Annotated in this window: 21 protein-coding genes; 12 read left to right on the top strand and 9 right to left on the bottom strand. The window is 66.1% G+C overall.

Annotated elements, in window-relative coordinates; all coding sequences use genetic code 11:
- Positions 1 to 9 precede the first annotated feature (9 nt).
- Positions 10 to 1,665 carry a thiamine pyrophosphate-binding protein gene (locus G391_RS0102825; RefSeq protein WP_029086168.1) on the top strand — a complete coding sequence of 552 codons (1,656 nt, stop codon included), beginning with the start codon at positions 10 to 12 and terminating at the stop codon, positions 1,663 to 1,665.
- On the opposite strand, the gene G391_RS0102820 is transcribed toward G391_RS0102825, so the two are convergent.
- Both G391_RS0102820 and G391_RS0102815 read right to left on the bottom strand, forming a co-directional pair.
- Positions 1,666 to 4,860 carry an efflux RND transporter permease subunit gene (locus G391_RS0102820; protein WP_029086167.1) on the bottom strand — a complete coding sequence of 1,065 codons (3,195 nt, stop codon included), beginning with the start codon at positions 4,858 to 4,860 and terminating at the stop codon, positions 1,666 to 1,668. It abuts the gene before it with no gap.
- On the bottom strand, positions 4,857 to 6,023 hold the full coding sequence (locus G391_RS0102815) for an efflux RND transporter periplasmic adaptor subunit (RefSeq protein ID WP_051257079.1): 1,167 nt from the start codon (positions 6,021 to 6,023) through the stop codon (positions 4,857 to 4,859). The genes G391_RS0102820 and G391_RS0102815 overlap by 4 nt, the downstream gene beginning before the upstream one ends.
- Positions 6,024 to 6,188: 165 nt before the next feature.
- On the opposite strand from G391_RS0102815, the gene lepA reads away from it, so the two are divergent.
- Together lepA and G391_RS0102805 are read left to right on the top strand one after the other, a co-directional pair.
- A complete protein-coding gene (gene lepA, locus G391_RS0102810) occupies positions 6,189 to 7,994 on the top strand; it encodes a translation elongation factor 4 (protein ID WP_029086165.1) in 1,806 nt (601 codons plus the stop codon).
- Between the two features lie 85 nt (positions 7,995 to 8,079).
- Positions 8,080 to 9,054 carry a cation diffusion facilitator family transporter gene (locus G391_RS0102805; protein ID WP_035303497.1) on the top strand — a complete coding sequence of 325 codons (975 nt, stop codon included), beginning with the start codon at positions 8,080 to 8,082 and terminating at the stop codon, positions 9,052 to 9,054.
- Between the two features lie 10 nt (positions 9,055 to 9,064).
- Here the strand turns inward: G391_RS0102805 and G391_RS0102800 are convergent, their stop codons facing one another.
- Positions 9,065 to 10,864: a PHA/PHB synthase family protein gene (locus G391_RS0102800; RefSeq protein ID WP_051257078.1), complete on the bottom strand. Its 1,800-nt coding sequence runs from the start codon at positions 10,862 to 10,864 to the stop codon at positions 9,065 to 9,067.
- Between the two features lie 17 nt (positions 10,865 to 10,881).
- Complete coding sequence (locus G391_RS0102795; RefSeq protein ID WP_156893827.1) at positions 10,882 to 11,058, bottom strand: hypothetical protein; 177 nt, start codon at positions 11,056 to 11,058, stop codon at positions 10,882 to 10,884.
- A 100-nt stretch (positions 11,059 to 11,158) separates the two neighbouring features.
- Between G391_RS0102795 and G391_RS0102790 the strand changes: the two genes are divergently transcribed.
- Complete coding sequence (locus tag G391_RS0102790) at positions 11,159 to 12,055, top strand: LysR family transcriptional regulator (protein WP_029086161.1); 897 nt, start codon at positions 11,159 to 11,161, stop codon at positions 12,053 to 12,055.
- 105 nt (positions 12,056 to 12,160) lie between these two features.
- Here G391_RS0102790 and G391_RS0102785 read toward each other — a convergent pair whose 3' ends face one another.
- Positions 12,161 to 13,495: an amidohydrolase gene (locus tag G391_RS0102785; protein ID WP_035303495.1), complete on the bottom strand. Its 1,335-nt coding sequence runs from the start codon at positions 13,493 to 13,495 to the stop codon at positions 12,161 to 12,163.
- Between G391_RS0102785 and G391_RS13660 the strand changes: the two genes are divergently transcribed.
- Positions 13,494 to 14,834 carry an MFS transporter gene (locus tag G391_RS13660; RefSeq protein ID WP_084169099.1) on the top strand — a complete coding sequence of 447 codons (1,341 nt, stop codon included), beginning with the start codon at positions 13,494 to 13,496 and terminating at the stop codon, positions 14,832 to 14,834. The genes G391_RS0102785 and G391_RS13660 overlap by 2 nt on opposite strands.
- Here the strand turns inward: G391_RS13660 and G391_RS0102775 are convergent.
- From G391_RS0102775 to G391_RS13655, 3 genes are read right to left on the bottom strand one after another with little or no spacing between them, the layout of a single operon-like run.
- A complete protein-coding gene (locus G391_RS0102775) occupies positions 14,831 to 15,181 on the bottom strand; it encodes a chorismate mutase (protein WP_029086159.1) in 351 nt (116 codons plus the stop codon). The genes G391_RS13660 and G391_RS0102775 overlap by 4 nt on opposite strands.
- Positions 15,153 to 15,959, bottom strand: a complete 807-nt coding sequence (locus tag G391_RS0102770; protein WP_029086158.1) for a ferredoxin--NADP reductase — start codon at positions 15,957 to 15,959, stop codon at positions 15,153 to 15,155. Before G391_RS0102770 ends, G391_RS0102775 begins: the two co-directional genes overlap by 29 nt.
- Before the next feature lie 47 nt (positions 15,960 to 16,006).
- Positions 16,007 to 16,474 carry a 3D domain-containing protein gene (locus G391_RS13655; protein WP_051257076.1) on the bottom strand — a complete coding sequence of 156 codons (468 nt, stop codon included), beginning with the start codon at positions 16,472 to 16,474 and terminating at the stop codon, positions 16,007 to 16,009.
- A gap of 188 nt (positions 16,475 to 16,662) precedes the next feature.
- Here G391_RS13655 and G391_RS0102760 point away from each other — a divergent pair, with 188 nt between their 5' ends.
- Together G391_RS0102760 and G391_RS0102755 are read left to right on the top strand one after the other, a co-directional pair.
- The gene (locus G391_RS0102760; protein ID WP_029086157.1) at positions 16,663 to 17,346 is read left to right on the top strand and encodes a hypothetical protein; all 684 of its coding nucleotides are present in this window, start codon (positions 16,663 to 16,665) and stop codon (positions 17,344 to 17,346) included.
- On the top strand, positions 17,343 to 17,930 hold the full coding sequence (locus G391_RS0102755) for a glutathione S-transferase C-terminal domain-containing protein (protein ID WP_156893826.1): 588 nt from the start codon (positions 17,343 to 17,345) through the stop codon (positions 17,928 to 17,930). The genes G391_RS0102760 and G391_RS0102755 overlap by 4 nt, the downstream gene beginning before the upstream one ends.
- A 4-nt stretch (positions 17,931 to 17,934) precedes the next feature.
- Here the strand turns inward: G391_RS0102755 and G391_RS0102750 are convergent, their stop codons facing one another.
- Positions 17,935 to 18,321, bottom strand: a complete 387-nt coding sequence (locus tag G391_RS0102750) for a hypothetical protein (RefSeq protein WP_029086155.1) — start codon at positions 18,319 to 18,321, stop codon at positions 17,935 to 17,937.
- Positions 18,322 to 18,470: 149 nt separating this feature from the next.
- Between G391_RS0102750 and G391_RS0102745 the strand changes: the two genes are divergently transcribed.
- From G391_RS0102745 to G391_RS0102725, 5 genes are read left to right on the top strand one after another with little or no spacing between them, the layout of a single operon-like run.
- Positions 18,471 to 20,159: an MFS transporter gene (locus tag G391_RS0102745; protein WP_084169136.1), complete on the top strand. Its 1,689-nt coding sequence runs from the start codon at positions 18,471 to 18,473 to the stop codon at positions 20,157 to 20,159.
- Between the two features lie 43 nt (positions 20,160 to 20,202).
- On the top strand, positions 20,203 to 20,769 hold the full coding sequence (locus G391_RS0102740) for a NifU family protein (protein ID WP_029086153.1): 567 nt from the start codon (positions 20,203 to 20,205) through the stop codon (positions 20,767 to 20,769).
- A 7-nt stretch (positions 20,770 to 20,776) separates the two neighbouring features.
- Positions 20,777 to 21,412 (top strand): tRNA (adenosine(37)-N6)-threonylcarbamoyltransferase complex dimerization subunit type 1 TsaB, encoded by a 636-nt coding sequence (gene tsaB, locus G391_RS0102735; protein WP_029086152.1) that lies wholly within the window; start codon positions 20,777 to 20,779, stop codon positions 21,410 to 21,412.
- Complete coding sequence (locus tag G391_RS0102730; protein ID WP_029086151.1) at positions 21,409 to 21,819, top strand: GNAT family N-acetyltransferase; 411 nt, start codon at positions 21,409 to 21,411, stop codon at positions 21,817 to 21,819. Before tsaB ends, G391_RS0102730 begins: the two co-directional genes overlap by 4 nt.
- Before the next feature lie 37 nt (positions 21,820 to 21,856).
- On the top strand, positions 21,857 to 22,276 hold the full coding sequence (locus tag G391_RS0102725) for a Fur family transcriptional regulator (RefSeq protein ID WP_029086150.1): 420 nt from the start codon (positions 21,857 to 21,859) through the stop codon (positions 22,274 to 22,276).
- The last annotated feature ends 58 nt before the right edge of the window (positions 22,277 to 22,334 follow it).

Raw genomic sequence — 22,334 nt, 5'->3', positions numbered from 1 at the left:
AGCGCGACCATGACGCAAGCTCCTGATACCGCCGCCCGCCGTCTGGTCGAAACCCTGGTCATAAACGGGGTCGATCACGTCTTCTGCGTACCGGGCGAAAGCTATCTGGCGGTGCTGGATGCGCTCTATGACGTGCGCGATCAGATCAAGCTGGTGATCTGCCGCCATGAGGCCGGGGCGGCCAATATGGCCGAGGCCTACGGCAAGCTGACCGGCAGGCCCGGCATCTGCATGGTCACCCGCGGGCCGGGTGCCACCCATGCCTCCATCGGGGTCCATACGGCTCATCAGGATTCGACCCCGATGATCTTGTTTGTCGGACAGGTCGGGCTGGCCGACCGGGGCCGCGGAGCCTTTCAGGAAGTGGACTACCGTGAGGTGTTCGGCGGCCTGGCCAAATGGGCGACCGAGATCGAAAGCCCCGAGCGCACGGTTGAGGTGGTCGAGCGGGCCTTCGCCACGGCGCTTCAGGGGAGGATGGGGCCTGTGGTCATCGCCCTGCCGGAAGACATTCTGCACGATCAGGGTGGGCCGGAGCCGAAACAGGCGGTGACGCCCGCCAGGGCCGCGCTGTCGCCGGCGTTTCTGGCTGAGCTGAACGAACGCCTGTCGAAGGCGGAGCGTCCGCTTCTGGTACTGGGTGGGTCCGGCTGGACCGATGAGGCGGCGATGGCCATCGGCGATTGGTCAGAGCGGCTCGGCCTGCCTGTCGCCCTGTCGTTCCGGCGCAAGGACATCCTGTCGAACGACCGGCCCAACTATGCCGGCGATCTCGGTCTGGGCTGCAATCCCAAGCTGACGGCGCGGGCCAAGGGGGCCGATCTGATCATCGCCCTGGGGGCGCGGTTGGGTGAAAACCCGACGCAAGGCTACAGCCTGTTCGACCGCACCGAGACGGGAGGCCGTCTGGTGCACATCCATCCCGGACCGGAAGAACTGGGCCGGGTCTGGCCGACCCTGATGGCGGCGGTTTCCGACAACTCGCTGGCGGCCCTGGCCCTGTCGGAGCTCAAGCCGGGCCGAAGCTGGCATGACGAGGCCGAGACGGCCCACGCCGACTACCTCGCCTTTTCCACGTCGGTGGCCGTGACCGGTGCGGTCAATATGAGCGAATGCATGAAGACGCTCGGCGAGGTGCTGGAGCCCACCGCCGTTGTGACGAACGGGGCGGGCAACTTCGCCGCCTGGCTGCACCGCTTCTATGGCCACAAGGCCTGCCGGACCCAGCTGGCCCCGACATCCGGGGCCATGGGCTACGGCGTGCCGGCGGCGGTGGCTGCGGCCATCATGGAGCCGGGTCGACAGGTGGTGAACATCGCCGGTGACGGCGACTTCATGATGACGGCCCAGGAGCTGGCGACCCTGGTTCAGTATGATGCCAAGGCCGTGTTCGTCGTCGTCGACAACGGCACCTACGGCACCATCCGCATGCATCAAGAGCGGGACTATCCGGCGCGGGTTTCGGGCACCGATCTGAAGAACCCGGACTTCGTGCGCTTCGCCGAGGCCTTCGGGCTGACGGCCGCGCGCGTCGAGACGACCGAGGGCTTCCGCCCCGCCCTCGAAGCGGCCCTGGCCGCCGACGGCCCCGCCCTGATCCACCTGATCACCTCGCCCGAGGACATCGCCCCGGGCCGGACGATCAGCCAGCTTCGCGCCGGCTGATCATTTACCGTTGGACATTTCGTCCGCAGCGGCCTTCTGATCGGCGAAGGCGCGGTCCAGCACGCGCTCCAGGCGCGTCTTGATCCCATCGATGACGCTGAACACCACGGGCACGAACAGCAGCGACAGAACCGTCGAGGTGATCAGTCCGCCGATCACAGCGATTGCCATGGGTGATCGGAACTCGGTCCCTTCGCCGACGGCCATGGCGATTGGCAGCATCCCCAAGCCCATGGCCAGGGTGGTCATCAGGATCGGCCGCGCCCGCTTGTGGGCGGCGTCGAGGATGGCGTCGTACCGACCCATCCCCTCCTTCATGGCGATGATGGCGTAATCCACCAGCAGGATCGAGTTCTTGGCCGCGATCCCGGTCAGCATGATGATGCCGATCAGGGCTGGCATCGACAGCGACCTCCCGGTCAGCATCAGGGCCAGGAAGGCCCCGCCGAACGACACGGGCAGTGCCGCCAGAATGGTGATCGGGTGGAAGAAGCTGCCGAACAGCAGCACCAGCACGACGTACATCAACAGAATGCCGGTCACGAGGGCGAAGGCGAAGCCCAGCCCCAGCTCCTGGAAGCTCTCGGCCTCACCGGACGGGGCCTCCATGACGCCGGACGGCAGCGACTGCATCGACGGTAGCGCACGAACCGATTCCAGCGCTCCGCCGAGGGTGGCCCCCGCGCCCAGTTCAGCCGAGATGGTCGCCACACGCCGGCGATCGAGGCGGCTGATCTGATTGGGGCCAGCGCCGAAACTGATGTCGGCGACGGCCGACAGCGGCACCAGGGTGCCCGTCGAGGTCGGCACGCGCAGGTTTTCGATCACCGAGAGATCTTCGCGCGCGTCGACGGCCAACATGACCCGGATCGGCACCTGGCGGTCGCCGAGATTGAACTTGGGTAGGAGTTGATCAGCGTCACCCAGAGTGGCGACACGCGCCACCTGGGAGATGTCGGCGGAAGTCACGCCCAGACGCGACGCCAGATCCTGGCGCGGTGTGATTAGGATTTCAGGGCGAACGAGTGATGCGGATGAGGTGACGTTGTTCAAGCCCTCGATACCGCGCATCTCGCGCTCGACCGCCGTGGCGACCGGCTCCAGAACCGCCGGATCGTCGCCGACAAGCGACACTGACATCCGGCCGCCGCCGCCGCCTTCCTGGCCAAAGCTGACCCGGGCACCTGGGGTTTCGCGCAGCATCGGGCCGATCTCGGTTTCGAACTCGGATTGCGACAGCCGACGTTCCGCCTTGGGCACAAGGTTGACGGTCAGATTGGCGCGGCGGACCTCACCGCTCGAGCCGCCCCCACCGGGACCGAAACTGAAGGTCGCCGAGCCGACTGAACTGTAGATTGAAGTCACCTCTTCCCGAGCCGCCAGCACAGCCGTGACCTGACGCACGGCGGCGTCGGTCTCTTCCAGCGTCGCGCCAGGCGGCAGTTCGACCTGGACGGTTGATCGGGAAATGTCCTCGACCGGGATGAACTCGCCGGGAATTTGCGTGGCCAGGAACAGCGAGAAGACGAAGAACAGCGCCCCCAGGCCCAGCGACCAGATGCGGTGATCAAGCAGGCGGTAAACCACCTTCCGGCGGAACCAGCCGCCCTGGCGGTTGCGATGCTCAGCCCGAAGCTCGGGCGAGGCCGACGAGCCCAGAACCCATTTCAGGGCGTTCTGATATCCCGCCATCCAGAACGGATCGCCGTGCTCCTTTTCGTCCCGCTTGAGCAGATAGGCACCCATAAGAGGCGTCAGGGTTCGCGCTACCAGCAGCGAGAACAACACGCTCACGCAGGCTGCGATGGCGAAGGATTTAAAGAACTGCCCGACCACGCCGGGCATGAAACCGGTCGGGGCGAACACCGCCACAAGGGTTGCTGTGGTGGCCACCACCGCCAGGCCGATCTCGTCGGCCGCCTCGATCGCCGCGGGATAGGGGGCCTTGCCGTCGCGCATATGCCGGACGATGTTCTCGATCTCGACGATAGCGTCATCGACCAGAATGCCGACCGTCAGCGACAGGGCCAGAAGCGTCACGACGTTCAGCGACTGACCGGTCAGATCCATGATCCAGAAGGTCGGGATCAGCGACATCGGCATGGCTACGGCCGCCACCAAGGTGGCGCGCCAGTCACGCAGGAACAAAAACACGACCGCGACTGCCAGACCGGCGCCCAGCAACAGCGCCTCGACCGACGCATGGAAGTTGTTGCGAACGTCCTGGGTCGTGGTGGTGACCAGCTCGATCTCGACATTGTCGAGCTCGGCGTCGATGGCCTCGACCTCGGCCTGGACCCGGTCCGAGACATCCACTTCAGACGAGCCGATGGAGCGTACGACGCCAAAACCGACGACCTCCGCGCCGTTGAAGCGCGCGCGCCCGCGCGGCTCGGACCACTCGTCCACCACCTCGCCCAGATCGGCCAGCCGCACGGAGGAGCCGGCGCGGGTGACGATGCGTGTCTCGCGCAGGTCCTCGATTGAGGCTGCAGAGCCCAGGGTACGGATCGCCTGTTCCTCGCCGCCGATTTCGCCCCGGCCGCCCGGCAGGTTGATGTTGACCGCCCGCAGCTGGTTGGAGACGTCCGAGGCGGTGACGCCATAGGCTTCCAGCCGGGCCGGATCGAGCTTGAGCCGGATCTCGCGGCTGACGCCGCCGTCGCGCTGCACCTGACTGACGCCCGAAACCGACAACAGGCGTTTGGCGATATCGTTGTCGACGAACCAGCTGAGCTGCTCGGGGCTCATGCCCGGCGCGCGCACCACGTAGTTCGAGATGGGGATGCCGGTGAATTCAACGCGCTGGACGATCGGCTCCTGAACGTCGGCCGGCAGGCTCTGGCGCACGGCGGTCACCGCGTTGCGGACGTCGTTGGTTGCCTTTTCCAGATCTACGCCCAGCTGGAATTCGATACTGGTGGTCGAGGCGCTGTCGGTCACGGTCGACTGGATGTGGCGGACCTGGCCCAGGCCCGCGACCGAGTCCTCGATCAGCCGGGTGACCTGAGTCTCAAGCTCCGTCGGCGCGGCACCGGGTTGGACGACGGTGACGACCACCACGGGCAGATCGACGTCCGGGAAGTTATTGGTGCGCAGCCGAGTGTAGCTGACCAGACCTGCGATCGTCAGGACGATGAAGAGCAGGACGATCGGAATCGGATTCCGGATCGACCAGGACGACATACCGTTCATCGGCGCGCGCCCTCAGCCGGCGCAGCGCGGGTCACGCGAACATGATCCCCCTCACCCAGGAAGCCAGCGCCGTCGGTGACCACCTGCTGGCCTGCGGACAAGCCTTCCAGCACCTGGACCTGCTGGTCAGTGCGCTCGCCGGTGCGAATGACCTGAAAGTGGACGCGCGAGTCCGTCTGCAGCACGTAGACGCCCTCGCGACCTTCCCGATAGACGATGGCGGCGGGCGGCACGACGATGGCCGGAAGGGCACCGACATTGATGCGAGCGCGGGCGAACATCCCGGGTCGCAACCCGCTGCCGGCCCCGAGCGAAATACGGGCGACGCCCAGGCGGGTCTGGGGGTCCACCTCCGGCGTGACGATACGAACGGTGCCCGAGCCGGCACCCGCCTCGTCCGACGAAATCTGCACCGGCTGACCGGCGCGGACCAGTCGGATCTCGGTCTCGGGAATTTGGGCGTCCAGCTCCAGCCGTCCGTCGCGGACGATCCGGAATAGCTCGCTGCCGGGCTGGACGATCTGGCCGCGGGTCACCGAGCGGCTGATGATCAGACCCGAAACCGGCGCCCGGATCGCGGCTTGAGCCAGTCGGGCCTGGGTTTCGGCACGCCCTGCGCTGGCGGCGTTGAGCTGGGCCTGGGCGGTCGCCTGCTGAGCGATGGCGTTGTCGAGGCCGGCCTGGGACAGGAAGCCGCGGTCGCGCAGCTCCTGGGCGCGGGCCAGGGCGTTGTCGGCCTGGGCCACGGACGCCTGGGCCGACGCGACGGCGGCGTCCTGCTGGCGCAACTGGGCGCGCAGGAGGGTGTCGTTCAACTGGACGAGAACCTCGCCCTGGTGGACGTAGCGCCCTTCGTCGGTCAGCACCGCCACCGCCGTCAAACCGCCAGTCTCGGCTCCGACGGGAACCTCTTCCCAGGCCGACACCGTGCCCGAAGCCGTCACGACCCCGGCGAGGGTGTCTGACGCTACGGTGACGACAGACACAGCCTGTCCGCCCGCCGACGCGGCGGCAGCGGCCGGCTCGGTGGCCTCGTGTCCTCGCCCGAACAACAGGAACAGCACCGCAACAACGGCCGCGACGGCGGCGATGATCGCCGCGATGCGGGCGCGTTTGTCGAAGCGCGGTTGGCGCGGTGTGGGTCGGGCAGAGTCTTCGAACACGATAAATCCCTTCAGTCAGCGACCTTTTAGGCGACTGGCGAGCGGCTGCAACGAAGATCGTCTCGATTAAAAATCCTTCACACAGAAACCCGCCGTTTCTCCTCTCGCCTTGGCGCTCGAAAGCCTGACGTGCTAGGGGCCGCGCCCTGAAGGAACTCCCGAAAAATGTCCACGCTGATCGAGCGCATCCGAAACTTCTCAGTGGTCGCCCACATCGACCACGGCAAATCGACCCTGTCGGACCGGCTGATTCAGTTCACCGGCGGCCTGACCGCACGCGAGATGCGCGAGCAGGTCCTTGATAATATGGAGATCGAGCAGGAGCGTGGAATCACCATCAAGGCCCAGACCGTGCGGCTGAACTACAAGGCCAGAGACGGGCTCGACTACGTCCTGAACCTGATGGACACGCCCGGCCACGTCGACTTTGCCTATGAGGTGTCGCGCTCGCTGGCGGCGTGTGAGGGATCGCTGCTGGTGGTCGACGCCTCGCAAGGGGTCGAGGCCCAGACCCTGGCCAATGTCTATCAGGCCATCGACAACAATCACGAGATCGTCCCGGTCCTGAACAAGATCGACCTGCCCGCCGCCGAGCCGGAGCGGGTCAAGGCCCAGATCGAGGACGTCATCGGTCTGGATGCATCAGACGCCGTCGAATGCTCGGCCAAGTCGGGCCTCGGCATCGAGGATGTGCTGGAGGCCATCGTCACCCGCCTGCCGGCACCGAAGGGCGACCGAGATGCGCCGCTCAAGGCCATGCTGGTAGACGCCTGGTACGATCCGTACCTGGGCGTGGTGCTGCTGGTGCGGGTGTTTGACGGCACGCTCAAAACGGGTCAGCGGGTCAAGTTCATGCAGAACGGCTCGACGCACCTGGTCGATCGGGTTGGCGTCTTCCTGCCCAAGAACACCCCGGTCGAGGAGCTCGGCCCCGGCGAGGTCGGCTTCATCACCGCCCAGATCAAGGAGGTCGCCCACGCCGCCGTCGGCGACACCATCACCGACGAAAAGCGCCCGACCGCCGAACCGCTGAAAGGCTTCAAGGAGGTCCAGTCGGTGGTCTTCTGCGGCCTGTTCCCGGTCGATGCCGCTGACTTCGAGGACCTGCGCGCCGCCATCGGCAAGCTGAGGCTGAACGACGCCTCCTTCACCTATGAGATGGAATCGTCCGCCGCGCTGGGCTTCGGCTTCCGTTGCGGATTTCTCGGCCTCTTGCACCTGGAGATCATCCAGGAGCGCCTCAGCCGCGAGTTCAACCTCGACCTGATCGCGACCGCCCCGTCGGTGGTCTACAAGATCGGCCTGAGGGACGGGACGTCGATCGACCTGCACAACCCCGCCGACCTGCCCGACGTGATGCAGATCGACACGATCAGTGAGCCGTGGATCAAGGCCACCATCCTGACGCCGGACGACTACCTCGGCGGCGTCATCAAGCTGTGCCAGGACCGGCGCGGCAATCAGCTGGAGCTGTCCTACGTCGGCTCACGGGCGCTGGTGGTCTATGAGCTGCCGCTCAATGAGGTGGTGTTCGACTTCTACGACCGGCTGAAATCCATTTCCAAGGGCTATGCCTCGTTCGACTATGAGCTGACCGACTACAAGGTCGGCGACCTGGTCAAGATGTCGATCCTGGTCAACTCTGAACCCGTCGATGCCCTGTCGATGCTGGTCCACCGCAACCGCGCCGAAACGCGCGGCCGCGGCATGGTCGAGAAGATGAAGGAGCTGATCCCGCCCCACATGTTCGTCATCCCGATCCAGGCCGCCATCGGCGGCAAGATCATCGCCCGCGAAACCGTCCGGGCGCTGCGAAAGGACGTGACCTCCAAGTGCTACGGCGGCGACGCCACCCGCAAGAAGAAGCTCCTAGAAAAGCAGAAGGCCGGCAAGAAGCGCATGCGCCAGTTCGGCAAGGTGGATATTCCGCAGGAGGCGTTCATCGCGGCCCTGAAGATGGACGAGGATTGAGGGCGCGATCTGCTCCAACTTGCATTGCGGTGGAACTGAGTTCTTCGATGTCGCTTAATTAGGCTGACCTCGGGGAGACACCGACATGACCGCCACCGATATCACGTCCAAGCCTAACCCCATCAAGGACAATATCGTGCTGTTCGCGGCGCTGTTCGCGAACCTAGGGATCGCCATCGCCAAGTTCGTTGCCGCCTCGATCAGCGGCTCGTCGGCGATGCTGACCGAGGGGGTGCATTCGCTGGTCGACAGCGGCAATCAGGTCTTGCTGTTGTACGGTCAGAAGCGGGCCAAGCGTCCGCCCGATGAAGCCTATCCGTTCGGCTATGGGCGGGAGCTGTATTTCTGGGCCTTTATCGTCGCCATTCTGATCTTTGCGGTCGGGGCGGGTGTGTCGGTTTATGAAGGCATTCGCCACATCCAGAACCCCGAAGAGCTGCGCGATCCGACGATCAACTACATCGTGCTGGGCATCGCCATGCTGCTGGAGGGTTGGTCGTGGACGGTGGCGGTCAAGGAGTTCAGCGTCAAGAAGGGGCGTCTGAGCTGGTGGCGGGCGATCCAGACCTCCAAGGACCCGCCGGGGTTCATCGTCCTGTTTGAAGACAGCGCGGCCCTGATCGGCCTGATCATCGCGGTGATCGGTGTGTGGGCCAGCCACCATTTCGGCGATGGGCGGATCGACGGGGTCGCGTCGGTGATTATCGGCCTTATCCTGGGGGCGGTGGCCATCATCCTGGCGCGGGAATCCAAGGGCCTGTTGATCGGCGAGGCGGCAGACCCGGCCCTGGTGGCCAGCATCTGGGACACGGTGGCGGCAGCACCGGGCGTGGTCGCCGTCAACCATGTGCGGACCAGTCAGGCCGCGCCGCACATCGTTTTTGCTGCGGTCAGCGCCGATTTCGATGACCGGATGACCGTGGGCGAGGCCGAGACGGTGATTGAACGACTTGAAGCGCAGTTGAGGGCCGACTGGCCGCAGCTGGCGTCGATCTATGTCCGACCCGAGAAGACCGAGGTGGCGGCGAGGGCCCGCCGTCCGGTCGTCGAGCCGGCTTGAGGCCCTGGGCCTATTTGGCGCGGACGTAGGAGCCGGGCGCGGCTTCCAGCGCCTTCAGCTTGCCGCCCTTGCCGGGGGTGCGGGCTGCGACCTTCTGATCGTCTGCGAGCCAGGCCTGCCATTCCGGCCACCAGGAGCCGGGCTTGTTTTCGGCCCCGGCCAGCCAGGCTTCCGGGTCGTCGGGACGCTCGGCGTTGGTCCAATAGCCGTGCTTGCCGGCCTCGGGGGGGTTGATCATGCCGGCGTTGTGGCCCGAGCCGCCGAGAATGAAATGGGTGTCGCCGCCGAACAGGAATCGGCCCGAATAGGTGTCTTTCCAGGCCGAGACGTGATCGTCCTTCAGGGCCACGACGAAGACGGGCGTGGTGACCTTGGACAGGTCCAGCGGCGTGCCCTTGATCTCGATGCCGCCCGGCTCACGAAGGCGGTTCTGGTTCAGGACCAGACGGCCATATTGCTTGAGGGTCGCGGCGGGGATGCGGGCCCCGTCGTCGAACCAACTGAGCAGGTCTGACGGCCGGCTCTCATCGCCGAGCAGATAGTGGGTGACGACGGCGTTCCAGATCAGGTCGTTGGCGCGCACGGTCGAGAACAGCTTGGACAGGTCGTGGGCTTCGACATAGCCCTTGTCGTCCAGATAGCGCTCGAAGACCTCCAGCTCCTTCTCGCCGGTGAAGACCGACCATTCGCCGATGGAGCGGAAGTCGACCAAGGTGGCGATGAGGGTGGCGGTCTTGACGCGATCGGCCTGATTGGTCGCGGCCAGATAGGCCAGGGTCATGGCCGACAGGGTGCCGCCCAGACAGTAGGAAACCAGGTCCAGGCCGGTCTCGCCCGTGGCTGCCTCGACCGCGCCGATGGCCTCCAGCACGCCGTCGACGACATAGTCCTCAAGGCCCTTGTCGGCATGGGACTTGTCGGGATTGACCCAGGAGATGACGAAGACGGTGTGGCCCTGGTCGACCAGCCACTTGAGGTAGGAGGCCTTGGGCGTGAGGTCGAACAGATAGAATTTGTTGACCAGCGGCGGCACGAACAGCAGGGGCCGCTTGAAAACCTCGTCGGTCGACGGGGCGTACTGGATCAGCTGGAACAGGTCGTTCTGAAAGACCACGGCACCGGGCGTGGCGGCCAGGTCCTTGCCGACCTCGAAGGATTGCGGCGCGCGGCGGCGAACGAGGCCGTCGTTGGTGGCCAAGTCATCCAGCAGGTTCGACAGGCCGGTCATCAGATTGACGCCGCCCGTCTCGATGGTGCGGCGCACGACATCAGGATTGGTCATCGCATAGTTGGCCGGGGACAGGGCGTTGATGGTCTGGCGGGCGAAGAAGTCGACCTGGGAGCGGGTCTTGTCGTCCAGGTCGGCGGTCTGGACCAGGTCGCCGATCTGTTGCGCGGCCAGCAGATAGGCCTGTTTCAGATAATCAAAGACCGGCTCGTCGGACCAGGCGGCGGACTTGAAGCGGCGGTCGCCCCTGGCCGGCTCGATCAGCGGTTCGGCGGTCTGGCCCATGGCGCGCTCGGCCATGGTGCGCCACAGGGCGGTCCAGTCCTCGAGGTTGCGGGTCTGGATCTCAAACAGGCGCTGAGGGTCGGTCCAGAGGGCGGTGTTGAAGGCCATCCAGGCGTTGGCCATCTGCATCGGATCATAGGGCAGGGACTCGCCGGACAGCATCTTTTCGGTCTGGGCGCGGACGGCGGCGTGGCTGTGCTCAGCCAATTCGACCAGCAGACGGCTGACAGTGACCGGGTCAGGCAGGCCGGGGGTCGTTTCAAAGACGGATTTGGGAGGCGTGGTCTGATCCGTCATGTCGGCGTCCGTTCGGCTTAGGCGGTGAGGCGGTCCAGCCCCTCGCACGGCTGCGGCGCAACGTAAAGCATCGCCAGGAAACGATCCGTGTTCGCTTCGGCCCAGTCGGCCCCCGGCAGGACCGCGCCGTCAATCAGAGCGGCGGGCGACAGGGTAGCCAGGTCTGCGGAGGAGGGGAGCGCGTCGAAAGCCATGGTCTGTCTTGGGTCCTGCGGGAGCGTGAGATCTTCATCGCACGGCGTTCTTGCCGTATCTAGGAGAGACATTCCGCAATCATTGTGCAAAAATCCACATATGAAGACACCCGACTGGGATCATCTTCGCGACTTTCTGGCGGTGGCACGGACGGGGCGGCTGACGACGGCGGCGCGGGTGTTGGCGGCGGACCACACCACCGTGTCGCGCCGGATCGCGGCGCTGGAAACGGCGCTCCAGGCGCGGCTGTTTGATCGCAGCCCGCAAGGCTATGCCTTGACCGCCCAGGGCGAGCGGTTGATGGCGCGGGCCGAGGCTATGGAAGGCCTGATGCTGACGGCTCAGGCCGAGGTTGGGGAAGCCGATCTGTCGGTGTCCGGCGTGGTGCGGATCGGGGCCCCAGAGGGGTTCGGCAGCTACTTCCTGGCCCCGCGTCTGCCGCAACTGGCCCAGTTGCACCCCGACCTGGAGATCCAGCTGGTGGCCATCCCGGGCACGCTGAGCCTGTCCAAGCGTGAGGCGGATGTGGCGATTACGTTGAGCCCGCCGCGCGAAGGCCGGCTGATCAGCCGCAAGCTGACCGACTATGGACTGGGGCTGTACGGCGCGCCGGCCTATTTGGACGCCAACCCGCCGATCCTTAGCCGGGCCGATATGAAGGAACACCGCTTCATCGGCTATATCGAGGACCTGCTCTATGCGCCGGAGCTGGACTATATGCAGGCGCCGGACGTGGACATTCACGTCGCCTTCAAGAGCTCCAACCTGATCGCCCAGCTTCAGGCGTGTGTGGCCGGGGCGGGCCTGGCGGTGTTACCCGAGTTTGTGGCCCACGGGCGGCCCTACCTCCGGCGGGTCTTGCCGGAAAAAGTGGCGTTGCGCCGGGCATTTCATCTGGTTGTTCACGCCGACCTGGGGTCAGTAGCGCGGGTGCGCGCGGTCATGGATTTCACCACCGCAGCCGTAAAGGCGGAGCGGCGGCTATTCGCTGGCTAACGTCACCCCCGACGGTCGACAGACCGATCCGGGACCTAAGCTCGTGGGTGCCGTCTGCGTTTGGGGCCCGGCTCTCCGACACACGGCCGCAGCCGGGATGATGGCCTACCGAGCGCCTCTTTCAAGGAACCGCACCGCCGTCAGAACATGGGACCGGACGCCCAACGGCAGAACGCTCTCATCGACGTGGAACTGGGGCGAATGGTTCGGTGGGGCTGTGGCCGGGTCGTAGTTTGGCGTGCCGCCCAGATGATAGAACAGGGCGGGGATCTCCTGACCATAATAGGCGAAGTCCTCGGCCACCGTCGTCGGCGGAGCGGCGGCGTTGATGTGGTCGGCCCCCGCCGCCTCGGCCAGCGGACCAGAGGCCCAGCCCGCCAGCTCGACATTGTTGAAGACCAGGGGCGCGTTCTGGTGGAAGCTGACATCCGCCGTCGCCCCGTAGTTTTCGGCCAGATTGCCGATGGCGGCGCTCGAACGGGCGATCAGGTCGTTGCGCTGGTCGACGTCGAAGGTCCGCAGGGTGCCTGACAGCACCGCCTCGTCCGGGATGATGTTGTAGCGCACCCCGGCATGGAGGGTGGCGATGGTGAAGACCGTCGGGGTGGTGGTCGGATCGACGGTGCGCGCCGTCATCGTGTTGATCGTCTGAACGATGTCGGCGGACAGGGCGATGACGTCGATCCCGCGCCAGGGCCAGGCACCGTGGGTCTGGCGACCGTGCAGGGTGATGTCGACGCGGTCGGACGCGGCCATGAAGCCTTCGGGTCGCCACCAGATCTCGCCCGGTCGGCCGGTGACGACGTGCAGACCGAAGATGGCGTCCGGGCGCGGATTGTTCAGCGCCCCCTCGGCGATCATCAGGTCGGCACCGCCCTCTTCGCCCGGCGGCGTGCCCTCTTCGGCGGGTTGGAAGATGAAGACGACGGTTCCCGGCAACTGATCGCGCATACCCGCCAGGACGGTCGCGGCTCCCAGCAGCATGGCGACGTGGCTATCGTGGCCGCAGGCGTGGGCGACGGGGACGGTCTGGCCCTGATAGGTCCCGGTTGCAGTCGAGGCGAAAGGCAGGCCGGTGTCTTCGCGCACCGGCAGGGCGTCCATGTCGGCCCGCAAGGCGACGACTGGGCCGGATCGGCCACCCCGAAGGATGGCGACGACGCCGGTGACGCCGACCCCGGTGCGAACCTCCATACCGAGCGACCTCAGATGGTCGGCGACCAGGGCGGCGGTGCGAGTTTCGTGGTTCCCCAGCTCGGGGTTCTGGTGGATGTCGCGCCGCCAGACGATGACCTGGTCATTGACCGCCTCGACGGCGGCCCGAATATCCGCCGCGGATATCGGCTCGACGCCACCGGGCTGTTGGGCGTAAGCCGGGACGGTCGCCAACAGAGCGCCGGTCGCGATCGTTGCGCCCAGAAAGGTCTTCAGTCGCTGCATGGCCCGTCTCCCATCCCGATCCGCCCACGATGACGAGGCCATGGCCGAAGGGCAATCCCCAGCCGTCGTTCACACCAAGCGATTCCGGGTGCCCGAGGGACGCGAGCGGGCCTTCATGCTGTTGTTCGTGGCGACCATGACGGCGGCGGCGGGCAATACGGCGCTACAGTCGGTGCTGCCGGCCATCGGCCGTAGTTTCGAGCTGTCCGATACGGTGATCGCCGGGGCCTTTGCGTTGTCGGCCCTGTTCTGGACGCTGACGCCCGGCCTGTGGGCGCGGCTGTCGGACGTGCATGGACGCAAGAACATGGTGCTGTTGGGGCTGGCGGGTTTCACTCTGTCGATGATCGGTATCGGCATATCGGTCAGCGTCGGTCTGGCCGGGCTGATCGGATCGGTGACGGCCCTTGTGTTCATCGTTGTCAGCCGGTCGCTCTACGGCATCTTCGGATCGGCCACTCCGACCGCGTCCCAGGCCTATATCGCCGACCGCACCAACCGCGAGGAGCGGACCGAGGCCATGTCGGTTCAGGCCTCGGCGCAAGGATTGGGCACCGTCATCGGACCGGCCCTGGCCCCGCTGTTCGTCCTGCCCATCGTGGGCCTGGCAGGGCCGCTCTATGTCTTCGCCGCGGTGGGCGTCATCGTCTGGCTGATTGTGCGGCGCTATCTGCCCAGCGGCGACGTCCCGCGCCAGGCCATCGGCGGCCAGTCGCCGACGAAGGGCCTGTGGAAGGACCCGCGGGTGCTGCCGTTCCTTGTCTACGGATTCCTGATCACCTCGACCCAGGCGATCAATATTTCGGTGCTGGGCTTCCATGTGCTGGACGAGGTGGCCCTGCCGCCGCTCCAGGCCCAGTCCTACGTCGGCATCGCCATGCTGGCGGGGGCGGCTGCGACCCTGATGGCCCAGTGGGGCCTGATCCGCATCTTTCGGTTGGAGCCGAAAGACCTGATCCGCTGGGGCGCGGTGCTGGCGCTCGGCGGCAATCTGATTTCGGCCATCGCCCAGGATTTCTACGGAGTCGTGCTGGGCTATGCGGTGATGAGCCTCGGTCTGGGCTTCGCGCGGCCGGGCTTTATGGCCGGGTCGTCTCTGGCGCTGGATGCGCGCGATCAGGGGGCCGTCGCGGGCCTGATCGTCTCGGTGATGGGGCTGTGCTTTCTGGTGCCGCCGGTGCTGGGCGTGGCCCTCTATGAGTGGACCGCTCCGGCCCCCTTCATCCTCAATGGCCTGATGGCGATCGCGGGGCTGGCCATCGCCTTCGTCTGGCACCCCCTCGCTCACGCGGGCGAAGCGGTCGATCCCGGCGAGACGCCGACGCCGCCGGTGCCTTAATCCCCGCCGCGCGTGCGGTCCCAGCTCTCGAACTCATGGGCGATGCAGCGGTCGATGAGGGTGCGCCAGACGGGTTCGGCGATGTCGGGCGACAGGCCGGCGGTTTTTGCGGCGGCCAGGACCTTGGCGACCACGTCCTCGATGCGGGCGTCGTCGTGGACGACGTTGCGGCTGGGCTTGATGCGGGCAGCGGCGTCCATGTAGCGTTGGCGCTCGGCCATCAGGGCGACCAGGGCGCGATCCAGGGCATCGACGCCTTGACGAACCTCGGCCATGGAGGTGCAGGCCTCGGGCGCAACCCGCGCATCGATCTTCACATCATCCGACAAAGGCGCGCTCCAGCACATAGTCGCCCGGCTCGGCGTTCGAGCCTTCCTTGAGGCCGTAGGTTTCGAGCAGGTCGCCCGCCTCCTTGATCATGGCCATGGACCCGCACAGCATGACGCGGTCCGTCGCCGGCGAAAAGCCGGCTTCAAGACCGAGGTCAGCGAACAGGGCACCGGACTTGATGCGATCTGTGATCCGGCCGGGAGTCTCGAAGGGTTCGCGGGTGACCGTGGGATAGTAGATCAGCTGGCGTTTCGCCTCATCGCCGATGAGGGGGTCGTCATGGATCTCGCGGGTCCAGAAATCGCGATAGGCGAGGTCCTCGACGTTGCGAACCGTGTGGCAGACAATGACCTGGCCAAAGCGTTGATAGGTGTCAGGATCGCGGGCGACCGAGAGCCAGGGCGCAAGGCCCGTGCCCGTCCCGATCAGCCACAGGCGTTCGCCGCCGGTCAGGGCATCCAGAACCAGCGTGCCGGTCGGCTTCTTGCCCATCAGGACGGTGTCACCCGCCTGAATCTTTTGCAGACGAGAGGTCAGCGGGCCGTCCGGCACCTTGATCGAATAGAACTCAAGCTCCTCGGCCCAGTTGGGGCTGGCGATGGAATAGGCGCGCAGGACTGGCTTGGCCCCGCCCTCTGTGGGCAGGCCGATCATGACAAACTCGCCCGAGCGGAAGCGAAAATCCTCTGGGCGGGTGATGGCAAAGGAGAACAGGCTGTCGGTCCAGTGACGGACCCACAGGACGCGCTCTTCATGGAACGGGCTGGGGCGCGCAAGCGGCGCGAGGGAGGTCATGGCGGGCGTCTTAAGCCACCGGGCGAAAATGGCTAGCCCCCCGCAACTCAGTCGCGCGGCGGGCACCCTGTGAACGACCCCATGCGCACGACATCCACGTTGCGGACATTCAGGTGCATGATCGGGTCCATGGAGCGACGCCCCATGCCGGTAAACAGGTCGATGCGCTGGCCACGGATGGCCGGGCCGGTATCCGACACATACCAGAGGCCGTCGTGCGTCTCGCCGTTCGGCATACGCAGGCCGACCGTATCGGGAATGAAGATAATGCTGCGGCGCGGGGCGACGGAGCGGTCGGCTGCGGCCGTCCGCATGGCCACCGGCGCACACCCGAGGGAATCACGCGGGCCGGCCCCGCCGCCACCCTGATGATAGAGGGTGACCCGCATCTGCCAGTCCGGCTCGCGGACCTGAGCGGCGGCCAGCGGGGCCCGATCAGCCAGATTGGCCGCGACGGGCATCGGCAGGCTGAATAGCGCGCCAATCAGCCCCATGAGGGGAACAAGGTTCATCATCTGGGAAGGTCCCGATCCGTTGAAGGGCGGCGGACTAAATCCAAGGACAGGGCCAAAAGATGGCCCCGCCCCGGCTCAAGAGAAAGGCGACCAGGTGTCGCGGGCTTTCGCCGGTCAGGGGACGACAGGAGGACAACGGCCATTTCTGGGTTAGTCTGTCGCTGGACGAAGGTATTGGAGTGCGAGGCATGGTCTGGTGGTGGTGGATTCTACCGGCGGTGATCGGTCTGGCCGGCGTGGTGACCCTGTTCGCCGGCTTGGGAGCCCTGTTCGGCGGCCGCCCGGTATCGGGTCTGTTGCGGACGATCGGCGGGGCCGGCGTCGGGGCGGCGGCCGGGTTTCTGGCCCTGGCGGGCATGAATGTTCAGACCTATTCGCGCCTGACCTATGAACGGCCCGTGGCAACCCTCAGCCTGGAGCGGGTCGGGCCCCAGCATTTCACCGCCCATCTCGAGTTGGCAGATACCGCCTCGCAGCGACGCGGCTCCTTGCAGACCTACGACATCCATGGCGACGAATGGCGGATCGAGGCGCGCGTCCTCAGGTGGAAGCCATGGGCCAATGTCCTGGGTCTGGACAGTCAGTACCAGCTGGATCGCCTGTCGGGCCGCTACATTCGCACCGAAGACGAGCTGAACGCTCAGCGCAGCGCCTATGACCTCCGGCCGACGGAGGAAAACCAGATCGATCTGTGGGCCCTGGGCCGACAGTACGACATTCTCGGCGAGGCGGTGGACACCCTCTACGGGTCGGGCGCGGCCATGCCGATGGCGGACGGCGCGCGCTATGAGGTGTGGATCACCCAGTCGGGCCTGATTGCAAGGGCGGTCAATCCTCAGGCGCAAGAAGCAGCGGCGAGCGGCTGGCGGTGAGGCTGACGGTTTACGGCGACAGCCGATCGGGCAACTGCCTGAAGGTCAAATGGTTGCTGGACCGGCAGGCGCGGGACTACGACTGGATTGAGACAAACGTGATGGACGGGGCGACCCGGACCCCCGCCTTTCTGGCGATCAATCCGGCTGGCCAGGTGCCGTTGGTGGTGTTCGAGGATGGGCGGGCCTTGGCGCAGTCGAACGCCATCCTGCTGCATTTCGCCGAGGGCACCGACCTATTTCCCGACGACGCCTACGACCGGGCGCGGATGCTGGAATGGCTGTTCTGGGAACAGTACAGCCACGAGCCCTATGTTGCCGTGGCACGGTTCCAGATGCTGTATCAGGGCAAGCCGCGCGAGCAGATCGAGGCGCGCCTGTTCGAGCGCGGCGAGGCGGCGCTGGACAGGATGGAGGCGGCGCTCACAGTGTCGCCCTATCTGGTCGGCGAGCGGCTGACGGTCGCGGACGTTGCCCTGGTGGCCTATACGCGGGTCGCGCACGAGGGCGGCTTTGACCTGTCCAGGCACCCGGCGGTGCGGCGCTGGATCGCGCAGGTTCAGGCCGAGCTGCCGATCCCTTGAGCCGTCAGTCGACGCAGAGCGCGGCGTCGACGCGTCCGTCTTCGACGTTGGCGTAGCAGCCGCAGGGATCGCTGTTGGCCTGACAGCGACCGGTGACAGGACCGCGCTGGGGCTCCATCGTTTCGGCCCGGCAATCGCCCTGGCAGTCGTCGCCGTCGCGGCAGGTGCGACCGGCGTCCGCGTAGGGTACGACGCACTGGACCGTGCCCATCATGCAGACCGGTCGCATGGTTCCGCCCGCCGCGGCGCACTGGCCGGCATCAAGGGCATGGGGGCTTTGCACCGGGGCCGTCGACGGCCCGCCGTCGCCGTCCTTGACGCCGGTCGCCGGGGCGACAGCCGGGGCGCAGGCCACCAGGATCAGGCAAAGCAGGGTCAGGATCGGGCGCATCGTCGGTCCTCTCGCGGGTCAGGCAGAGAGTGTGCGCCGGAGAAGGCGGCGCCATCAAGGCGTTCCTGTCTTGCCGCCCCGGCGCGCCCTTGCCATACGAGGCGCGGGAAGCCGACCTCGGGACCACACCGGGCGGCGGGGAGACGACTGTGACCGACCAGATTGAAACGCCTGTGCGCGAAGCGCCTTCGCTGAAAACCGTCGTGGGCGCATCGGCGGCCGGCACGGCGTTTGAGTGGTACGACTTCTTCATCTTCGGCTCGCTGGCCGGTGTTATCGCCCAGCACTTCTATGCCGAGGTCGGAGCTGCGACGGGCTATATCCTGGCCCTGATCACCTTCGGCGTTGGGTTCGTGGTGCGCCCGCTGGGTGCCCTGGTGTTCGGCTGGTTCGGGGACCGAACCGGGCGCAAGACGACCTTTCTGGTGACCATCACCCTGATGGGGGTGGCGACGGTGGCCATCGGGTTTCTGCCGACCTTTGAACAGGCCGGAGTGATCGCACCGATCCTGCTGATCACCATGCGCGTGCTGCAAGGCTTTGCCCTGGGCGGCGAATACGGCGGGGCGGCCATCTATGTGGCTGAGCACGCCCCGCGCGAGAAGCGGGGGTTCCTGACCGGCTGGATCCAGACGACGGCGGCGCTGGGCCTGATCGGGGCGCTGGGGGTGATCCTGATCACCCGCATGGTCGTGGGCACCGAGGCCTTTGCCGAATGGGGCTGGCGGATTCCGTTCCTGCTCTCGGCCTTCCTGCTGGCCATCTCGCTGTGGATCCGGCTCAAGCTGAACGAAAGCCCCGCCTATCAGCGGATGGAGGCCGAGAGCCACGCCCCGCGCGCGCCCTACAAGGAGGCCTTTGGGACCTGGAAGAACCTCAAGGTGGTGCTCCTGGCGCTGGTCGGGATCATGTTTGCCCAAGGGGCGGTCTGGTACTGCGGCTATTTCTACAGCCGCTTCTTCATGGAGCGGTTCCTCAAGATCGACACGGCGACGGTGGACGCCCTGATCCTGGGGATCACGGTGGTGTCGGCGTTCCTGTACGTCTTTTTCGGCTGGCTGTCGGACAAGGTCGGCCGCAAGCCGGTCATGCTGGGCGGCATGATCCTGATGCTGTTGGCGGTGTTCCCCGGCTTTCACCTGATGACCCAGGCCGGAAACCCGGCCCTGGCGGCGGCTCAAGCGCAATCGCCGGTGACGGTGGTGGCCGACCCGGCGACCTGTTCGGTTCAGTTCGATCCTGTGGGCCGCGCCGCCTTTACGACCTCGTGCGACATCGCCAAGCAGGTGCTGACGAACGCCGGCGTCTCCTATGCGAATACCGACTATTGGGGCGCGAACGGTGCAACGCTGATGAACCCGGACCCCGCCTTTGTCGTCATCGGGGATCAGATCATCCACTCCGTCGAAGGAGCCGGGATGACCCCCGATGAGCTAACAGAGGCGCGGGCGCGTGTCGCCGCCGACATCTCGTCCGCCTTGACCGCCCATGGCTATCCGGCAGCCGCGGATCCGACCCAGATCGACATGGCCACGGTCTTTGCGGTGTTGCTTGTCTTCATCGTGGCGGCGACGGCGTTGTACGGCCCCCAGGCGGCGGCGCTGGTCGAGCTGTTCCCGACGCGGATTCGTTATACGGCGATGAGCCTACCCTACAATATCGGCACCGGCTGGGTCGGTGGCCTTTTGCCGGCGGCCAGCTTCGCCCTGGTGGCCTGGAAGGGCGATATCTATTTCGGCCTTTGGTACACGGTGGTCTTCACCCTGATCGCGGCGGTCGTGGCCTTCTTCTTCCTGCCGGAGACAAAAGGTCGGGATCTCGATTCTATCGAGACCTGAGGCCGGACTTTCGGCGGGGCGACAAAGGGCCTATCTGAGCGCCATGTTTATTCAGACTGAGCCGACGCCCAACCCACAGGCCCTCAAATTCCTGCCCGGTCGACGCGTGGCCGAGGGCGGGGCGGTGGAGTTCCGCACCATCGACGAGGCGACGGCCTCGCCCCTGGCCGAGGGGTTGTTCCAGCTGGAAGGCGTCGAGGGCGTCTTCTTCGGCGAGGATTTCATCAGCGTGACGCGGGCGATCAGCGCCCCCTCGTGGGACGAGATGAAGCCCGGCGTTCTGGCGGCGATCATGGATCATTTCATGTCGGGCCAGCCATTGCTGCGCGACGGCGGGATAACTTCGGATCATGCCGAGTATGAAGGCGAGGCCGCCGAGATCGTCCAGGAAATCAAAGATGTGCTGGACAGCCGCGTTCGACCCGCCGTGGCCCAGGACGGCGGCGACATTCTGTTTGACCGGTTCGAGCCGCAAACGGGAGTGCTATGGCTGGTCCTGCGCGGGGCCTGTGCGGGCTGCCCGTCGTCATCGGCGACGCTGAAAGCGGGCGTTGAGAACATGATGCGCCACTATGTGCCCGAGGTCACGCGCGTCGAGCAGGCAGCCTGAGATCGCCGTGCGGGTTCTGGCGATCGATACGGCGCTGGGTCTGTGTTCGGCGGCGGTGACCGACGGCGACGCCGTGCTGGCGAGTTGTACTGAGGCGATGCAGCAAGGGCATCAGGAGCGGCTGGCCCCGATGGTCGCCGAAGTGATGGCTGAGAGCGGGTTGGACTTTGATGACCTCGCGCGGATCGCCGTCACAGTGGGGCCGGGCTCGTTCACGGGTCTTCGGGTTGGGCTGAGTTTCGCCAAGGGCGTGGGCTTTGCACGAGACATCCCGGTCCTAGGTTTCGACAGTCTGGAGGCGATCGCCGCTTCAGCCCCGCGTGAGGGGCGGGGTCTGGTGATTGTGGATGCCCGCCGAGGACAGGTCTATGCGCGGCGCTTTGACGGGAAAAACCCGACCGGGCCGTCTCAGGCCGTACGGATCGACGACCTGGGCGTGGGGACGATGGTGGACTGGGTTGACGGTCCCGGCTCGGTCCTGGCGGCAGGGTTGTTTCCAAACGCCAGGATCGAGGCCCGGGCGGCGAGTGATCCTGCAGCTTTGGCAAGGCTGGCGATGGCGGCGGACGCAGGCGACCATCTGCCCGAACCGATCTATCTGCGGGCACCGGACGCAAAACTCCCCGGTGGAATCGACCCATGACGCCCGACCTGCTGGCCGAGGTCCATGCGACGGCGTTTGAGCAGCCGTGGGACGCGGCGGCGTTTGCGAGTCTGCTGGGGCAGGACGGCGTGGCCGTGCTGGGCGACGCGGACGGGTTCGTGCTGATCCGGACGGTCGCGGGCGATTCGGAAATCCTGACGCTGGCGGTGCGGCCCGAGGCTCGTCGGCGGGGCTATGGCCGACTTCTTGTCGAAGGTGCCGTACACCAGGCGGGGCTTGACGGCGCGACCCAGCTATTCTTGGAGGTCGCCGAAGACAATACAGCGGCTCTGGCACTCTACCGCCTGACAGGGTTCAATCAGGTCGGCTTACGGGCGGGCTACTACACCCGACCGGACGGGCGGCGTGTGTCCGCTGCGGTTTTAGCGCGAAACCTCGCCGACTGACTTTCTTCTGTCGCGCGGCGCGCCTATCGTGCACGGCATGGATCGGATCGAAAAACTCTGCATCGAGCGCGGAATGCGCATGACCGAACAGCGCCGGGTCATCGCCCGGGTGTTGTCGCTGTCGGATGACCACCCCGATGTTGAGGAGCTGTACCGCCGCGCCTCAGCCCAGGATCCGCACATCTCCATCGCCACGGTCTATCGAACCGTGCGACTGTTCGAAGAAGCCGGTGTAGTCGAGCGCCACGATTTCGGCGACGGTCGCAGCCGCTATGAAGAGGCCGGTGATGACCACCACGATCATCTGATCGACACCCGCTCGGGCGAGGTCGTGGAATTCTTCGACGCCGAGATCGAAAAGATGAAAGAGGCCATCGCCGAGCGCCTCGGCTACAAGCTGATCGGTCACAAGTTGGAGCTTTACGGCGTTCCGCTGGACAAGGCCGACAAGAGCTGACGCCCTTCAGGCTTGCCTAATCCCGTCTAATCCGCTCGATTGCCCGCCCTGTGATTGG

It is taken from the genome of Brevundimonas aveniformis DSM 17977, assembly GCF_000428765.1.
GTDB classification, from domain to species: Bacteria; Pseudomonadota; Alphaproteobacteria; order Caulobacterales; family Caulobacteraceae; genus Brevundimonas; species Brevundimonas aveniformis.
This window is presented reverse-complemented; position numbering and strand designations above follow the sequence as displayed.

What these genes read in the sequence shown, in the direction of transcription:
- G391_RS0102825 (WP_029086168.1), top strand. Translation starts at nt 10, where the DNA reads ATGACGCAAGCTCCTGATACCGCCGCCCGCCGTCTGGTCGAAACCCTG.
- G391_RS0102820 (WP_029086167.1), bottom strand. Translation starts at nt 4,860, where the DNA reads ATGAACGGTATGTCGTCCTGGTCGATCCGGAATCCGATTCCGATCGTC.
- lepA (WP_029086165.1), top strand. Translation starts at nt 6,189, where the DNA reads ATGTCCACGCTGATCGAGCGCATCCGAAACTTCTCAGTGGTCGCCCAC.
- G391_RS0102805 (WP_035303497.1), top strand. Translation starts at nt 8,080, where the DNA reads ATGACCGCCACCGATATCACGTCCAAGCCTAACCCCATCAAGGACAAT.
- G391_RS0102800 (WP_051257078.1), bottom strand. Translation starts at nt 10,864, where the DNA reads ATGACGGATCAGACCACGCCTCCCAAATCCGTCTTTGAAACGACCCCC.
- G391_RS0102795 (WP_156893827.1), bottom strand. Translation starts at nt 11,058, where the DNA reads ATGGCTTTCGACGCGCTCCCCTCCTCCGCAGACCTGGCTACCCTGTCG.
- G391_RS0102790 (WP_029086161.1), top strand. Translation starts at nt 11,159, where the DNA reads ATGAAGACACCCGACTGGGATCATCTTCGCGACTTTCTGGCGGTGGCA.
- G391_RS13660 (WP_084169099.1), top strand. Translation starts at nt 13,494, where the DNA reads ATGGCCCGTCTCCCATCCCGATCCGCCCACGATGACGAGGCCATGGCC.
- G391_RS0102785 (WP_035303495.1), bottom strand. Translation starts at nt 13,495, where the DNA reads ATGCAGCGACTGAAGACCTTTCTGGGCGCAACGATCGCGACCGGCGCT.
- G391_RS0102775 (WP_029086159.1), bottom strand. Translation starts at nt 15,181, where the DNA reads ATGTGCTGGAGCGCGCCTTTGTCGGATGATGTGAAGATCGATGCGCGG.
- G391_RS0102770 (WP_029086158.1), bottom strand. Translation starts at nt 15,959, where the DNA reads ATGACCTCCCTCGCGCCGCTTGCGCGCCCCAGCCCGTTCCATGAAGAG.
- G391_RS13655 (WP_051257076.1), bottom strand. Translation starts at nt 16,474, where the DNA reads ATGATGAACCTTGTTCCCCTCATGGGGCTGATTGGCGCGCTATTCAGC.
- G391_RS0102760 (WP_029086157.1), top strand. Translation starts at nt 16,663, where the DNA reads ATGGTCTGGTGGTGGTGGATTCTACCGGCGGTGATCGGTCTGGCCGGC.
- G391_RS0102750 (WP_029086155.1), bottom strand. Translation starts at nt 18,321, where the DNA reads ATGCGCCCGATCCTGACCCTGCTTTGCCTGATCCTGGTGGCCTGCGCC.
- G391_RS0102740 (WP_029086153.1), top strand. Translation starts at nt 20,203, where the DNA reads ATGTTTATTCAGACTGAGCCGACGCCCAACCCACAGGCCCTCAAATTC.
- G391_RS0102730 (WP_029086151.1), top strand. Translation starts at nt 21,409, where the DNA reads ATGACGCCCGACCTGCTGGCCGAGGTCCATGCGACGGCGTTTGAGCAG.
- G391_RS0102725 (WP_029086150.1), top strand. Translation starts at nt 21,857, where the DNA reads ATGGATCGGATCGAAAAACTCTGCATCGAGCGCGGAATGCGCATGACC.